The sequence below is a fragment of the Collinsella sp. CLA-ER-H3 genome, assembly GCF_040092425.1.
Classification (GTDB): domain Bacteria; phylum Actinomycetota; class Coriobacteriia; order Coriobacteriales; family Coriobacteriaceae; genus Collinsella.
In genome coordinates, this window is sequence record NZ_JBBNLP010000009.1 from 69154 (window position 1) to 84872 (window position 15719).

13 protein-coding genes, 1 other RNA gene and 1 pseudogene are annotated in these 15719 nt (G+C 59.8%); 5 read left to right on the forward strand and 10 right to left on the reverse strand.

The window, feature by feature from the left end; all coding sequences use genetic code 11:
- Window positions 1–71 precede the first annotated feature (71 nt).
- The gene (locus tag AAAX32_RS08220) at window positions 72–1493 is read left to right on the forward strand and encodes a chloride channel protein (RefSeq protein WP_349100493.1); all 1422 of its coding nucleotides are present in this window, start codon (window positions 72–74) and stop codon (window positions 1491–1493) included.
- Window positions 1494–1580: 87 nt separating this feature from the next.
- Window positions 1581–2543 (forward strand): diacylglycerol kinase family protein, encoded by a 963-nt coding sequence (locus tag AAAX32_RS08225; RefSeq protein WP_349100494.1) that lies wholly within the window; start codon window positions 1581–1583, stop codon window positions 2541–2543.
- Window positions 2544–2630: 87 nt separating this feature from the next.
- On the opposite strand, the pseudogene AAAX32_RS08230 reads toward AAAX32_RS08225, so the two are convergent.
- The 4 genes and pseudogenes from AAAX32_RS08230 to AAAX32_RS08245 form a co-directional block, all read right to left on the reverse strand.
- Window positions 2631–2930: pseudogene (locus AAAX32_RS08230) on the reverse strand (peptide chain release factor-like protein); the annotation flags it as partial.
- Between the two features lie 164 nt (window positions 2931–3094).
- Entirely contained in the window at window positions 3095–3673 is a 579-nt protein-coding gene (locus AAAX32_RS08235; protein ID WP_117629416.1) for a xanthine phosphoribosyltransferase, read from the reverse strand.
- A gap of 157 nt (window positions 3674–3830) precedes the next feature.
- Window positions 3831–5135, reverse strand: coding sequence for an MFS transporter (locus tag AAAX32_RS08240; protein WP_349100495.1), 1305 nt, complete (start codon window positions 5133–5135; stop codon window positions 3831–3833).
- A 141-nt stretch (window positions 5136–5276) separates the two neighbouring features.
- A complete protein-coding gene (locus AAAX32_RS08245) occupies window positions 5277–6560 on the reverse strand; it encodes an O-acetylhomoserine aminocarboxypropyltransferase/cysteine synthase family protein (RefSeq protein ID WP_349100496.1) in 1284 nt (427 codons plus the stop codon).
- A gap of 233 nt (window positions 6561–6793) precedes the next feature.
- Here AAAX32_RS08245 and AAAX32_RS08250 point away from each other — a divergent pair, with 233 nt between their 5' ends.
- A complete protein-coding gene (locus tag AAAX32_RS08250; RefSeq protein WP_118256164.1) occupies window positions 6794–7240 on the forward strand; it encodes a C-GCAxxG-C-C family protein in 447 nt (148 codons plus the stop codon).
- 67 nt (window positions 7241–7307) lie between these two features.
- On the opposite strand, the gene AAAX32_RS08255 is transcribed toward AAAX32_RS08250, so the two are convergent.
- From AAAX32_RS08255 to rpsA, 3 genes are all read right to left on the reverse strand, one after another.
- Window positions 7308–7946, reverse strand: coding sequence for a YigZ family protein (locus AAAX32_RS08255; protein ID WP_349100497.1), 639 nt, complete (start codon window positions 7944–7946; stop codon window positions 7308–7310).
- Window positions 7947–8159: 213 nt separating this feature from the next.
- Window positions 8160–8521, reverse strand: an RNA gene (gene rnpB, locus AAAX32_RS08260) — RNase P RNA component class A.
- 325 nt (window positions 8522–8846) lie between these two features.
- Window positions 8847–10013 carry a 30S ribosomal protein S1 gene (gene rpsA, locus AAAX32_RS08265; protein ID WP_022095232.1) on the reverse strand — a complete coding sequence of 389 codons (1167 nt, stop codon included), beginning with the start codon at window positions 10011–10013 and terminating at the stop codon, window positions 8847–8849.
- A gap of 315 nt (window positions 10014–10328) precedes the next feature.
- On the opposite strand from rpsA, the gene AAAX32_RS08270 reads away from it, so the two are divergent.
- Complete coding sequence (locus AAAX32_RS08270; RefSeq protein WP_349100498.1) at window positions 10329–11087, forward strand: HAD family hydrolase; 759 nt, start codon at window positions 10329–10331, stop codon at window positions 11085–11087.
- Between the two features lie 190 nt (window positions 11088–11277).
- On the opposite strand, the gene AAAX32_RS08275 is transcribed toward AAAX32_RS08270, so the two are convergent.
- Window positions 11278–12597: an L-serine ammonia-lyase, iron-sulfur-dependent, subunit alpha gene (locus AAAX32_RS08275; protein WP_349100499.1), complete on the reverse strand. Its 1320-nt coding sequence runs from the start codon at window positions 12595–12597 to the stop codon at window positions 11278–11280.
- A gap of 271 nt (window positions 12598–12868) precedes the next feature.
- Here AAAX32_RS08275 and rpiB point away from each other — a divergent pair, with 271 nt between their 5' ends.
- Window positions 12869–13336 carry a ribose 5-phosphate isomerase B gene (gene rpiB, locus AAAX32_RS08280; protein ID WP_006234151.1) on the forward strand — a complete coding sequence of 156 codons (468 nt, stop codon included), beginning with the start codon at window positions 12869–12871 and terminating at the stop codon, window positions 13334–13336.
- A 151-nt stretch (window positions 13337–13487) separates the two neighbouring features.
- Here the strand turns inward: rpiB and ndk are convergent, their stop codons facing one another.
- Together ndk and argH are read right to left on the reverse strand one after the other, a co-directional pair.
- On the reverse strand, window positions 13488–13892 hold the full coding sequence (ndk, locus tag AAAX32_RS08285) for a nucleoside-diphosphate kinase (RefSeq protein WP_006234152.1): 405 nt from the start codon (window positions 13890–13892) through the stop codon (window positions 13488–13490).
- Between the two features lie 385 nt (window positions 13893–14277).
- On the reverse strand, window positions 14278–15708 hold the full coding sequence (gene argH / locus AAAX32_RS08290) for an argininosuccinate lyase (protein WP_349100500.1): 1431 nt from the start codon (window positions 15706–15708) through the stop codon (window positions 14278–14280).
- Window positions 15709–15719: the final 11 nt, after the last annotated feature.

The following is a 15719-nucleotide window of genomic DNA, read 5'->3' on the forward strand; positions in this document are numbered from 1 at the left end:
AAACCAACCCACCGGCTCGTCGCGTTTACCGCGTTTTATAATGCTTGCGTTGCAACCTAAAAGAGGAACGTATGGCTCATAACGACAAAACCGAAAGCGCAAACGAAACGCAGGATCATTCCCAGCCGCTCGACGATGGCGGCTTTTTCTCCCTGAACGACGTCATCACGGCAGGCAGGCATCAGCTCACCCGCTCTGAGCATCTCTTGGCTGCCGACACGCGCCGCAACGCCCGCAACCTACTCGCGAGCGCCAAGTTGCTCGCACTCGTCGTCATCGTCTCGCTCGCCATGGGCGTTGCCGCTTGGGCGTTTTTGGCCTCGCTGAATATCGCGACCGACTATCGTGAGCACCATGCGTGGATTTACGCGCTGCTTCCCGTTGTGGGCATGGCCACCGCATGGGTGTACAAAAACCACGGTCTTGCCGCCAAGCGCGGCAACAACCTGGTCATCGACTCCGCTCTGGGCACGCGCCTCATCCATATGCGCATGGCCGTCCTCACGTTTGTGTGCTCCACGCTCACGCACCTAACGGGCGGATCGGCCGGTCGCGAGGGAGCCGCGGTGCAGATCGGCGGCACCATCGCCAGCAACATCTCGAGCCTCGCCCACCTCAAAAAGCATGACCATCACGACCTCATGCTCGCCGGCATCTCGTCGGCCTTTGGCGCCGTATTCGGTTCGCCCCTTGCCGGAGCTTTCTTTGGCATGGAGATGTGCTTTATCGGCAAGATCGACTACACCGCGGGCATCTACTGCCTGGTCGCCTCGTTTACCGGCTACTTTACATCACTCGCCCTGGGTACCGAGTACGAGGCGAATGTCATCGCCAGCGTTCCCGCTATGACGCCCAAAACGGTTGTCATCGTTGTTATCAGCGCCATTATCTTCGGTCTGACTGCACGCCTCTTTGCCTGGTCGGTTCGAGCCGTCAAGAGCCTGTACGGTCGCTTTATCACCAATTACCTCATTCGCGCACTCATAGGCGCACTCGTGGTTTTGGCCGCCTATGCCCTCCTCGACGCCTGGGACTACGCCGGCCTTTCCACGTGGCTTTCCGGCGCCGGTTTTGCCGGCAACACCACCCTGGCGGACGCAGCCATCAAGTTGGTCGTCACAGCGCTCACCCTTGGAGCCGGCTTCCAAGGCGGCGAGGTCACGCCCCTGTTTGGTATCGGTGCGGCGCTCGGCGGCTGGATCGGTTGCCTCACCGGGCTCGACCCCAGTTTTCTGGCGGCTCTCGGCATGCTCGGCGTGTTCTGCGCCGGCCTCAACGTGCCCATCACCACCTGCATGATGGCCATCGACCTGTTCCACGGCACGGCAGCCGGGTTCTTTGTCATCGTGGCCTTTATCAGCTACCTAACCGCCGGACACCGCGGCGTATACCCCGCCCAGCGCATCATCTCGCCCAAGCGCCGTTCGCTTATTGTGGATGAGGGCGGTACGGTAGCGGATGCTATCGAGCGCCACAACGACCTGATAGAGTAGACGTAAGTATTCGACGTGCAGCCACAATCGGGGGCAATTAGACCTGAGCGCGACCGCACCGTCACGTCATACGCCGGGAGTCGCCCCATGCACGCAACTGATTTTGGCCGCACGCTCATCATCGCCAACCCAGCAGCCCAATCGGGTGCGGCGCACGAAGTTGCCGAGCGCCTGCAACGCTTTTTGGATATGACCGCGCGAGCATCCCAGTTTGACCTGGTGCTGACCGAGCGCATGGGACACGCCAAGGAGCTGGCCGCACAGGCTCAGGGCTATCGCACCGTTATCGCCCTTGGCGGTGACGGCGTGATTCACGAGGTCGTCAACGGGCTTATGACGCAAGAGGAGGACGCCCGCCCCGCTCTTGCCATCCTACCCGTGGGCTCTGGCAACGATTTTGCCCAAACGCTCGGCATCGACGATTTCTCCGGTAAGGATTTTGGCGCGCTGCTCAACTGTGAGCTGCAGCGTCAGGACATCGGGCGAATTCGCTCGTGGAGCCCTGCGAGCGGCAGCGGCGAGGCTACCGTTGAGTACTACGACCAGACGCTTTCGGTCGGCATCGATGCCGCCATCGGCCTTGGCACCACCGAGCTGCGCAAAAAGACCGGCTTGACGGGCGCGCCGCTCTACACCCTCTCGGGACTTGAGCAGTTTGGCCTACGTTATCGCAACTACCCCATGACAGTCAGCTTTGACGGGGCGCCTGCCGAGCGCGCGAGGGCGATCATCATGGCGATTCAGCTGGGTCCTACCTACGGCTCGGGCTATCGTATCTGTCCCGACGCCGACCCCTGTGACGGTATATTCGACGTCTGCTACGCCTGCGGCCCCGTCCCTCGTGCGGTTGCCCTGCCCATGTTTCTTTCGGCCAAGGACGGCCACCATACCAAGCTGCCGCCGGTTCGCATGCGTCGTTGCCGTCATGCCGAGCTCACGTTCGAGGAGCCCGACTACCCCATCCAAGCCGACGGCGAGCCCGTTGTCGCCTCGCGCATCGAGGTCGACGTCCTCGGTGGAGCCCTCCACGTCTGGCGCCCCACCCGCTAACCCCACCTAAGTTGCGGTGAAATGGGGACTGTTTATGCAGCTAAAGCCGCAAAACAGTCCCCATTTCACCGCAACTTATTGAGAAGATCATTCCTCCCCGCCTGGCTTGCGACGGTTGGCCTTTTTAATCGCGTTGAAGTGCTTGTCGTTGAGCCTGCGCTGGCGCGATCGCTGAGGCACCTTGGTCTTTACGCGTCGGCGCGGTGGACGCCCGCGACGCTCAAGCTCTGCCCTCAGCTTACGCAGACAGCAGCTGCGATTCTGAAACTGACTGCGGCTCTCACGCGCCGTCACGACAATCCCCGTGGGCCCATGCTTCATGCGCACCGCCGAGTCCGTCGTGTTCACACCCTGGCCGCCCGGACCCGTCGCGCGAAACACCTGCACCTCGCAATCGCGCGCCAACTCCTCGGCCGACATCTCGGCATAGCGCGCGTACTCGCGCCATCCCATCTTGTTCTCATCCATATCAACACCTCCCCTCATACAAAAAATGTGACAAAGGGACAGTCCCTTTGTCACATCGCATACCAATCGCTTGTGTTGCGCGCTTAGGCGAAGGTGATCTCGCCGGTCTCGCAGTCCATATCGGCGATACGGGCCAGGCTCTCAACGCGGAAGCCGCGCTCACGGAGCTTATCGCCGCCGCCCTGGAAGCCCTTCTCCACCGCAATACCAATTCCGGACACCTCGGCACCCGCAGCCTCGCAGATCTTGATAAGACCCTCGAGCGCGCACCCGTTGGCCAAAAAGTCGTCGATGATCAGGACCTTGTCGCCCTCGGACAGGAAGCGCTTGCCAACGATGACCGGGTACTCCTTCTGCTTGGTAAAGGAGTAGATGGTCGTGGCATACTGCTCGCCGTCGAGGTTGATGGACTGCGCCTTCTTGGCAAAGACCACCGGCACGCCGCCAAAATGCTGAGCCGCGATACAAGCCATGCCAATGCCCGAAGCCTCGATCGTCAGGATCTTGTTGATCTCGACATCCTTGAACAGACGGGCCCACTCGGCGCCCATGTGGTCGAACAGCTCAACGTCGCACTGGTGGTTGAGGAAGGCATCAACCTTAAGGACGTTACCGGCCTTTACGATGCCGTCATGGCGAATACGATCCTCAAGCTCCTGCATGGCGCAACTCCTTCTCGCGGCAACGATACCGCGCGATTAATAAACGTTGTTCGATAGTCTACCACGGACCGACCCCCGCCCGCCCCACAAGCCGCATCGCACCACAAACCAGTCTTTTTGGGACGGCGCGAATCGTGGCAGACAGCCTCCCAACACGCTAATGGCGGGCGCGCATCTTCACCAAACGCACCATGGCGAGCGCAAAGCCCACAGCGGCCACAGCCATCAACACATAGAACACCGAACGGAAACCAAACAGGAACACATCCGGACGGCCTGCAACAAAACTGGTCACGGCCGCGCCCATCGCCACGCCCATCTGCCCATAGAGGATATGCGAACCTGCCGTAATACCCAGCGCCATGCCCGCATAGCGCGCCAAGCTGCCCAGACTGCCTGCAAAGCCGAGCGCTTCGCGCGGAGCCGAGCCCATATACAGCGAGTTATTGGGGCTCTGGAAAATCGAAGTACCACACGACATAAACGCGACACAGCACACGATCACAGGGATGGAAGAATGCTCGTCGAGTGTGCTTACCGCAAAAAGACCGCATACGTACACGCCCAGGCCGACTGCCGTGGGGCCCTCGCAGCCAACACGGTCCGAAACCGTACCCGAAAGCGGGCCGATAAAGGCATTCACCATTGGCAGCGCCAAAAAGAGCAATCCGGAAATGTCGGAACCAAAGCCGTGGGCGTCCTGAAAATAGAACGGCAGGATAAACTCGGATGCACCAATGCCAACAAACACGATGAGCATGCAGGCAAGGTTGATGGTGAAGGCCGAACTTGCAAAGCAGCGACGAGCAGCCTCGATCAGGGACATGGGGCGTTCGCCGGCCTCTGGCTTAACGTGCGGCAGCGTGTAGAGCCCCACGATAAACGAGATTACGCCGATGGGCAGGTTGATGAGGAAGATGCTCTCCCAGGGAAAGCTTGCCACCAGCATGCCGCCGAGCACGGGGCCGCACATCATGCCGAGGGCCACGAAGGTCGCGAGAATACCCATGGCACGGCCTCGTTCGCGCGCCGGAAACGACTCGGTGATGATACCCATGTTGTTAGCCATGGCCGCCGCGCAACCGACGCCCTGAACAATGCGTGCCAGGATAAGAACCTCGAGCGAGGCCGAAAGGCCGCACAGCAGCGAACCGACCGAAAAGACGATGACGCCCAACTGAAACACATTCACCTTGCCGCGCACGTCGCCCAGACGGCCAAACGGCAACATAGCCACGCAAGTCGCAAGCAGATACACCGAGCTTACCAGCTGAATGCGATCGAGGCCCACGCCCAGCTCCTTTTGCATCACGGGCAGCGCCACGGTCACGACGGTCGAATCCAGACACACCATAAACGTCATGATGAGCACGGTAAACAGAATCGCCCACTTGTTCTTGCCATGGGTGTCGCCCTCTAGGGCAATGTGCTCGCGGCGCAGCTGCTCTGCGGTTTTCTCCATATCCATCCTTTCGAGTGGCCCAACGCAAAAACGGGGCCCCAATCGCCTGTAAACAGTCGCGATTGGGGTCCCGCCTACGGAATCGGAACTAAAGGTCGCCGAAGCTTTCTGCCAGCATCGGCGCCTTATGCGAACGCTAGCCTAGCACTGCTCGAGCGCCTGCTCAAGGTCGGCAATCAGATCGGCCGTGTCCTCGAGGCCGCACGACAGGCGCACCATGTCGGCGGAGATACCGCAGGCGATGAGTTCCTCGTCGTTCATCTGGCGATGCGTAGCGTTAGCAGGATGCAGGCAGCAAGTGCGGGCGTCGGCAACGTGCGTGGCGATCTGGGCGAGCTTGAGGCTCTTCATAAAGGTCTCGGCCGCCGCGCGACCACCGTTAAAGCCAAAGCTCACAACGCCGCAGGTACCGTTGGGCATGTACTTCTGAGCGATGTCATAGTACTTATCGCCCTCCAGGCCCGGATAGCTCACGAAGCGCACCTTGGGATGGCTCTGCAGGAACTTGGCAACGGCCAGGCCGTTCTCGCAATGACGCGGCATGCGCACATGCAGGCTCTCGAGCGAGCTGTTCAGGAAGAAGGCCGCCTGCGGATTCTGCATAGGACCAAGATCTCGCATGAGCTGCGCGGTGGCCTTGGTAATGAAGGCGCCCTCGCGACCGAACTTCTCGGCATAGGTCACGCCATGGTAGCTCTCGTCAGGCGTGGTGAGACCCGGGAACTTGTCCGCATAGGCCATCCAGTCAAACTGGCCGTGGTCGACGATCACGCCGCCCAGGTAGGCAGCATGTCCATCCATGTACTTGGTGGTGGAGTGCGTAACGATGTCGGCGCCCCACTCAAAGGGACGGCACATCACGGGCGTCGGGAAGGTGTTGTCGACCATCAGCGGCACGCCGTGGTCGTGCGCGGCCTTGGCAAAGCGCTCAATATCGAGCACGGCAAGGGCGGGATTTGCGATCGTCTCGCCAAAGACGAGCTTGGTATTGGGCTCAAAGGCTGCCTCGAGCTCTTCATCGGTGCAGTCAGGGGCAACGAACGTGCAGGTCAGGCCCATGCGACCCATGGTATGGGCAAGCAGGTTGTAGGTACCGCCGTAGATGGCAGAGCTGGCGACCACGTGATCGCCGGCACCGGCCACGTTAAAGATCGCGAGGAAATTCGCAGCCATGCCCGAGCTCGTGAGCATCGCAGCGGTGCCGCCCTCCATCTCGCAGATCTTGGCGGCAACCAGATCGCACGTGGGGTTCTGCAAACGGCTGTAGAAGTAGCCCGACTCCTCTAGGTCAAACAGCTTGCCCATGTGCTCGGACGTGTCGTACTTCCACGTGGTGGACTGGTAGATGGGCACCTGGCGCGGCTCCGCATCGCCCGGATGATAGCCGCCCTGAACGCACGTGGTACCGATAGTCTGCTCGCACATATCCAACTCCCTTACTTGGGTTTTGTTTTATTCGGTTCACGATACCGCTACCCCGCACCCCTCTCAACCCATCCCGCCGATAGGTTATGGGACAAATTAATCAGGTTTATTTGTCCCAAATCTTAAGAAAGTGTTCGATGGCGAAAAACAATGAGATATGCACTGCGGTCTCGATAAGCGAATGCGCCAGCAAGGGTACCATAGGCGGGTACACCGTAATCAAGGAGACACCGATGAAGCAAATCGATACAGCCCAGCTCGACATCACCGCCTGTCAGGCTCAGGCTGCCGAGTACCACGCCCGCGGCTTTAACTGCGCGCAGGCCGTCGCCTGCACGCTCGCGCCCGCCGTCGGGCTCGACCCCCAGGTCGCCTTTACCCTCACCGAGGGCTTTGGCGCCGGCATGGGCGGCATGACCGAAACCTGCGGCGCCATCTCGGGTGCCGTGGCCATCATGGGCTTTGTAATGAGCGATGGCATGGAAAACCCCAAGACCAAGGGCCATACCTACAAGCTGTCGCGCGAAATCGCCAAGCGTTTTGGCGAGAAGAACACGACGACCGTCTGCGGCACGCTCAAGGGCATCGGATCGGACAAGGGTCCGCTCCGCAGCTGCCCCGGCTGCATCGACGATGCCGTCGAGATCGCCTGCGATGTGCTAAAGCAGCTCGCCGAGTAAACGGCAGCAACATAAAACGACAGCCGGCGCGCTTGGGATTCATCCAAATGCACGCCGGCCGTCGTCGTTAGAACTCCGCAAACTCGGGAGCGCTGACCTCAATCTCCTCGCGCCCCGCCATAAGCTCGCGCATCTTAGCGCAAAACGACCCCTGCTCCCCCGCCTTAAACACCAAATGAAGTGTCACAGCATCCGCGTACTCGGTATCCGCAACCTTGGCACCGGAATCCTGGGCCAAGCGAAGCACCTGCTCATACTGCGGATAGGCCACATGCACGTCAACAGGCACGACACTCGTCATCTCGACGATCTGCCCGGCCTCCTGAGCCGCGGCCACCGCCGCCTGCGTCGCCGCGGTATAGGCGCGTACCAAGCCACCGGGCCCCAACAACGTACCACCAAAATAGCGTGTCACTACGCAGCAAACATTTTTGAGCTCCGCACCGCGCAACACCTCGAGTGTCGGCATACCGCTCGTGCGGCTCGGCTCACCATCATCGCTCTGGCGCTCGCGTCCATCGACCAAAATCCACGCGGGAACATTGTGTCGAGCGTCGTAATGACGCTTGCGAACCATCTCGATAAAGGCATTCGCCTCGTCCTCGGACTCAATATGGACCAGCTGGGCAATAAACCGGCTCTTGCGGTCCACAAACTCGCCCGAAACCTCAATATTCGATTGCAGAGTAAAATAGCTGTCCAACAAAGCCCCTCAACAAAATAAAGCGCAGCAACAAACAGCCTCAATAATACGATAACCCTAGTAAAAAGAATGGCAACGCCGATGATTCCGTCAACGAAAGCGAGAACCCGTCAGCGCGAGCAAGGTGCCTTGAAAGCCGAGGGCATTGACCTTATGGTCATGCCCGAAGGTTTGAAAGGCAGATTGCCGCGCTGACGGGTTCGCAGCGTCAACAAAGTGCCGAGTGGGCCGATAAGCCGGGTTCTGTCGTGAACGGTCATTTATCTTGTCTGCACGTTACCGTGCAGCTCCACGCACGCTACCCGAACGCGGACCGGGCCGGCCCATAGCGTTCCTATTCGCGCTTGCTCCGGATGGGGCTTGCCAAGCCGCCGTGTTGCCACGACGCTGGTGGTCTCTTACACCACCGTTTCAGCTTTTCCCTTTACGCCTTGCGACGCAGGTGGGAGTCTTCTTTTCTGCGGCGCTTTCCGTCGGATCACTCCGCCCGGCCGTTAGCCGGCATCCCGCCCTCTGGAGCCCGGACTTTCCTCACGCGTACCGCAAGCAGTACATCGCGCGACCGTCTGGCCCACTCAGCAGTGCAAGAGTGTAGCACACCGCCGCCACAGGCAACGGCACAACACAAGCGCTCGACACGATAAACCAAGAAGCGCCCATGCGCTACAATAATCCCGTCGATGGGCAACGTTGTCAGTCGAGACGCGACCGCGCTCCGCACCCCTCCGTCTACTCGGTGCGTTCCCGCCTCCTCCCCGAGGCGGGATGTCGGCTTTTTTCATGTGCCAACAACCCAATAGCAAACGGACACACCGGGCAGCACCGTGTATCTCAGCTGCAAATGCAAAAAGGGACCCGTCCATTACGGACGGATCCCTTAAAACAAGTGATCGTCAAACCGATTTACTCAGCGTCGGTCTCCTCGTCCTTCTTCTCGGAAGGCAGCGGGGTAACCTCGATCTCAACGCCCAGAGTCTCAGCAGCGGACTTCATGGACAGGGAAATACGACGACGGTCGAGGTCGATCTCCATGACCTTGACCTGAACCTTGTCGCCCACGTGGGTGACCTGAGAAGGCTGGTCGACGTGCTTGTTGGCCATCTCGGAGATGTGCACCAGGCCCTCGATGCCCTCGCCCAGGTCGACGAAAGCGCCAAACGGGACAAGCTTGGTCACAGTGCCCTCGACGATAGCGCCGACGGGGTACTTCTTGACCAGTGCGCGCCACGGATCCTCGGTGGTCTGCTTGAGACCCAGGGAGATGCGCTCGCGGTTGAGATCGACGTCGAGAACCTCGACCTCGACCTCCTGGCCGACCTTGACAACCTCGGAAGGATGGTTGACGTGGTTCCAGGAGAGCTCGGAGATGTGGATGAGGCCGTCGATACCGCCGAGGTCGACGAAGGCGCCGAAGTCGACGATGGAGGAAACGGTGCCCTGGAGACGCATACCAGACTTGAGCTTGGACAGGATCTCGGAGCGCTCGGCCTTACGGGACTCCTCGAGCACGACGCGACGGGAGAGGACGACGTTGTTGCGGTTGCGGTCCATCTCGATGACGCGGGCCTCGATGCGGGTGCCCATGTAGGAGGTGAGGTCCTTGACGCGACGGAGGTCGACGAGGGAAGCGGGCAGGAAGCCACGCAGGCCGATGTCGAGGATCAGGCCGCCCTTGACAACCTCGATAACCTCGCCCTCGACGTTCTCGCCGGAGTTGAACTTCTCCTCGATGCGGTTCCAAGCACGCTCGTACTCGGCACGCTTCTTGGACAGGACCAGACGACCGTCCTTGTCCTCCTTCTGGAGAACCAGAGCCTCGATGGGATCACCGAGTGCAACGATGTCTGCAGGGTTAGCGTCCTTGCGGATGGACAGCTCGCGGACCGGGATAACGCCCTCGGACTTGAATCCGATGTCAACGAGCACCTCGTCATGCTCGATCTTAACGACAGTGCCGTTAACGAGATCGCCCTCATCAAAGTCGGTAATCGTACCGTCGATGAGGTTGTTCATCTCCTCCTCATTGACATCGTCAAGAGAGAAAATGGACGAGTTCTGAATCTCACTCAAAGGTGGACCCCTTTCGAACTACGGGGCCCCGATTGCTAGGACCTACAGAAGGGTGCGACAAGCACACAACGTTTAGGAACACTCGGGAGCCGACAGATACTAATGTGACGCTTATGCAATCACGTTCGTATAGGTTACGGGGAAATGAGTTCGATTTCAAGCGTGAACTGCGATTTTTTACTCGTGTGGAGACTTTTTCGTAATCTTATGAACACACGTCTCCGCAACTTGACGATAACCAGCCAGGCAATTGGCTTTGGGGTAAAGTATCCGGAGCCAACGACTCTAGATCAAATTTACGAGAAAGGTGCCCTCGTGCTCAAAGCAGTCGTTTTCGATATGGACGAAACGCTTCTTAGCATCAACCTCAACGCGTTCATCCTTCGCTATTTTAAGGATGTCTCTTCGATGCTCGCGGATATCGGGCGCCGCAGCCGCGGTGGCACGATGGCACGCCTCGGCACCATCCTGGTCGACCTCAACGCCAATCGCCGCAGCGGCACGGACAACCGCACCAATCTTGAGTTTTACCAAGAAGAGGTCGAGCGCCGATGCGGGATCCGACTCTCCGATCCCCTCATCTACGAGGCGTTTACCTACTATGACCGCGAAGTTCTTCCGTACAAGAACGACGATGTCATTAACGCCCACGCCATGCCGGGCGCACACGCCGCGCTCCAGGCCGTACAGGACGCAGGGCTGCGTTGTGCGCTCTTTACCAACCCCAGCTTTCCCCAGGGGGCCATCGAGTGCCGCATGGGTTGGGGCGACCTGGCCGACGCTCCCTTTGAGCTCGTCACGCACATGGGAAACACCACCCGCTGCAAGCCCGATGCCACCTACTATCTAGAGCAGCTTCAGGTGATGGGGCTCGAGCCGCACGAGGTCCTTATGGTGGGCAACGATCCCAAGCGCGACTTCCCGTCCCCCGATTGCGGCATCCAAACCGCCTTTGTGGGCCAAGGCAAGCCCAGCCGAGCCACCTGGCGCGGAACCATGGAAGACTTCGCCCGCGACTTTAACGCCGTAATCGAGGCCTTCTACGAGCACCAAGTAGCCCACGAACTGTCGTAGGACCCCTCGCTCCAAACCAAATATCGCCGCAGGTTGAGCACAAGTCAGCGAAAATGCCCCTAAGCGAGCAATGTGCCTTGAAAGAGAAGGGCATAGGCCTTCTGGCCATGCCCGACGATTGAAAGGCACATTGCTCGCTTAGGGGCATTTGCAGCGTCGACTGGTTACGCGGTTTGGTAAAACCGCGTAACTAGCACACCTGGGTTTTGCCGATCATGATGTTGAGGATCTCGACGTCGGTATCTTTCATACCCACACGGCCCACGTAGCCCATGCTGGCGATTGTCTGCTCAACGGTATCTTGGATCAGGCCCTCGCCGGCGCGGAAGCCGCGACCCTGCATGGCCATATCATGGCCCAGAATCGCCGCATCGACGGCAGCCGAGATCTTGGCGGCACAGCTCGCCTTGGCGCCGTCGCACACGATGCCGCCCACGTTACCGAGCGTATTCGAGACCGTCGCGCCAATCTGCTCGCGCGTGCCACCGCACAGCCAGGTAATCGCAGCGCCGGCGCCGCACGCGGCGCAAATAGCACCGCAAAACGCCGAGAGCGCACCAATATAGCTCTTGATATGCACGGCGATAAGATCGGACAGCATCACGGCGCGCACCAGGCGCTCGTGGTCGCAACGCAGGTACTCGGCATACTCCATGACGGGCAATGCGCAGGTAATGCCCTGATTGCCCGAGCCGCACACAATGGCGACCGGCAGCGCGCAGCCGTTCATGCGGGCGTCGGACCCGGCGGCCGCACGGGCACGGGCACGGCAGGCGACGTCATCGGCACGAGCACCCAGCAGCGTGCGGCCCACCTCGGCGCCCCAAGCGTGCGCAAGGCCCTCGGCACTGATCGCGCCATTCAGCTCAATCTGACGCTCAACGGCAGCGCGGGCGTCCTCAATGTCGCCGTCCTCAATAAAGTCGATGATGGACTCAATCGACATGGGCGTGTCGGCCTTATCCGCCGCCCGCTCGGCCACCACACGCTCGGCGCAGGCGGCACACTCCCCCGCCGACTTGCCGCATACCGGAATACCGTCGAGCGTATGGCACGTGACATTGGTGTGATGATCGGTAATCTCGACGACCGCGGTATGGCCCCCGGCCGTGGCAGTCACCTTGATGTAGAGGTTGGGCACACCTTCGACAAGCGACACATCGCAGTAGCCGGCGTCGGCGAGGAGCTCGGCCACGCGTGCACGGTCTTCATCGTTAACGCTCTCGAGCACCTCGAGAGCGCTCTTAGCGTCGCCACCCACGGCACCCAGCACGGCTGCCGCCTCAATACCGTGCATACCACCCGAGTTGGGCACGGTCACGCTCTTAACGTTCTTGATGATGTTGCCCGAGCAGGCAACGTCCATATGATCGGGCTCGCAACCGAGCGTCTGGCTCGCCAGTGCCGCTGCATAGGCAACGGCAATGGGCTCGGTGCAGCCGAGCGCACAGACAAGCTCGCGGTTCAAAACATCGCAAAACGCGGCATCACGAAAGGAATCGGTAGGCATAGGTATCTCCTACTTGTATAACGGACTGGGCTCTCGAAAATAATTAGTTCTTTTATTTGATAACAATGCATCAAAAACCGCAACCATGGTTCCGGCAGACGGCGCTCAAGCGCAAACTGACGACATTCATTCACGAGAAGCCGGTCTTGTTGCATGCTAAAGCGTTTGACCAAAAAACGCCCGAGCGTTTACGCAAAAGTCGCGCTATCATGCAGTCGAACGCGGTAAAACCTTTAGCATTTGCGCCGCACAGACCAGAGAGGAACCACTCATGAAGATTGGTATCGGCAACGACCACGCCGCCGTCGAGCTCAAGAACATCATCTCCGAGCACCTGAAGGAGCGCGGCTGCGAGGTCGTGAACTTTGGCACCGACACCTCCGAGAGCTTTGACTACCCCATCGCCGGCTACAAGGTGGGTAAGGCCGTTGCCAACGGCGACGTCGACCTGGGCATCCTCATCTGTGGCACCGGTGTCGGGATTAGCCTGGCTGCCAACAAGGTCGAGGGCGTACGCGCCGTCGTGTGCTCCGAGCCCTTCAGCGCCAAGCTCTCCCGCATGCACAACAACACCAACGTGCTCGCCTTTGGTGCCCGTGTCGTGGGCTCCGAGCTCGCTAAGATGATCGTCGACGAGTGGCTCGACGCCGAGTTTGAGGGCGGCCGTCACGAGCGTCGCGTTAACCTCCTCAACGAGATCGATCACACGCGCGGCCTCAAGGTCGTCGACGAGGCCTAAACCACTCAGTGCCACAAGCTAACAGCAGGGGCCCGCTCGGAACTCATGACCGAGCGGGCCCCTTCATAGATTTTGGAATAAAAGGGCGCCGCGGATGGAGTTCCGCGGCGCCCAAGCCACACGCTAACAGCTTTAAGGAGTCAAAGCTGGTTTAGCCAAAGAAGCGCTTGATCTCAATCTCGGCGTTCTCCAGGCAGTCGGAGCCGTGGATCACGTTGGCGTTGACATCGACGGCAAAGTCGCCGCGGATGGTACCAGGAGCAGCGTCAAGCGGATTAGTAGCGCCCATGAGGGTGCGCATCTTAGCAACAGCGGAGAGACCGGAAACGACCATCTTGACGACCGGACCGCTCGTCATAAAGTCGCAGAGACCGCCAAAGAAGGGCTTGTCGGCCAGATGGGCGTAGTGCTCCTCGACGGTAGCGCGCTCGAGCGTGGTCATCTCCATGCGCTCGATGACAAGGCCGCTGCGCTCAATGCGAGCAACGATCTCGCCGATCTTGCGGTCGCGCACGGCGTCGGGCTTAATCATGATGAAGGTCTTCTCGATAGCCATAAAAGTAGCCTTTCAAGTAGGTTCGCGCGTGCCCAAGTCCCATTCCGGCACCCGCCTGGACTGCATCGTAACAGAGTTTTAGCTGCAGTTAAACAAAAAGCTGTTTATTGAAACGTTGCAATTTATTAAAGCGCTCCATATGTGTCACTTCTGTTTCGAAGCCCGATTAGAGTACCATCCGACCGCCCATCAACCGCGCCGAACAGAGCAGGCGGTCGGTTGCCGCCCGCGAACGTATCCCCTTCACAACCTGCCCAAAGGTCCTACAGAAGTTCTCGACAAGCCCCTCCCCCATAGCAACAAAATACGGGCTCCCACATCAGCAGGCGCCCGTAAAGCGAAAACGATTTATCAATAAATGGACAATACGTCTTCAGCCAAACCTCTACTTTGCCCCGTGACCCATCTCGACGACCTTGGTTAGCGATCCAAACACACCTTCGTCGACCACGAGTTGCGCCTCGGCACGCTGCAGCTGCACGGCAACGGCGGCAGGGGCGGTGCCGCCCTCGGTCGTGCGCGCGGCGACAATCGACGGGATGTCGAGCGCCTCGGTAATGTCGTGCTCAAAGAGCGGGCTTGCCTCCTGGAACACCTCAAACGGCAGGTCCTCAAGATTGCAGCCGCGCTTCTCACACATCAGAACCAGATGCCCCACCACGGCATGTGCCTCGCGGAACGGCAGGCCACGCTTGGCCAGGTAATCGGCAACATCGGTAGCGGCAAGGTGCCCCACGCCGCACTCGCGCGCCATGGCATCCTCGTTGACGGTCCAAGTCGAAATCATTCCGGCCATAACCGACAGGCACTGCATGAGCGTATGGGCGGTATCGAGCGCGCCCTCCTTGTCCTCCTGCAAGTCCTTGTTATAAGCAAGCGGCAGGCCCTTCATGGTCACGAGCAGCTGCACCAGGTTGCCATAGACACGGCCGCTCTTGCCGCGAATAAGCTCGGCAAAGTCGGGATTCTTCTTCTGCGGCATGATGGACGAGCCGGTGGAGTAGGAGTCTGAAAGCGTGATAAAGCCAAATTCGGAGCTCGACCACAGCACGATCTCCTCGGAAAGACGCGACAGGTGCATGGCCATGACGGAGCCAGCGTAATGCAGATCGAGCAGGAAATCACGGTCGGAAACAGCATCGAGTGAGTTAGGAATCACGCCCGCAAAGCCAAGTTCGGCAGCCGTCATCTGGCGATCGAGCGGATAGCTCGTACCGGCAAGCGCGGCAGCACCCAGCGGGCAGTTGTCGGCGGCATCAAAGGCGGCCTTCAAGCGTGTAAAGTCGCGCGCGAACATCCAGGAATACGCCAGCAGATGATGCGAGAGCAGCACGGGCTGAGCGTGCTGCATATGCGTGTAACCCGGCAGAATCACCTTGTCGTACTTCTTAGCCGCATCCACCAGCACATGGCGCAGCTCAAGATTGGCCTCCATGAGCTCCTTGGCCAGCGCCTTGACGCCCAGGCGCGTGTCGGTCGCCACCTGGTCGTTGCGCGAACGTCCGGTATGCAAGCGCTTACCGGCCTCGCCGATGCGACGCGTCAGCTCGCTCTCGATGGACATATGAATGTCTTCGTCGTTGATGTCGAAGGTGAAGTTGCCGGCATCGATATCCTGTTCGATTCCGGTCAGGCCCTTGGCAATCGCCTGCTCGTCCTCGGCACTGATGATGCCCTGGGCCGCCAGCATTTTGGCATGCGCCTTAGAGCCTGCGATATCCTGCTTATAGAGATGTTTGTCGGCCGGCAGCGACGCGCCAAACTCCTGCGTGACCTCGGCCACGCCTGCCTCAAAACGACCGCCCCAAAGAGCCATGGAACCGTCCC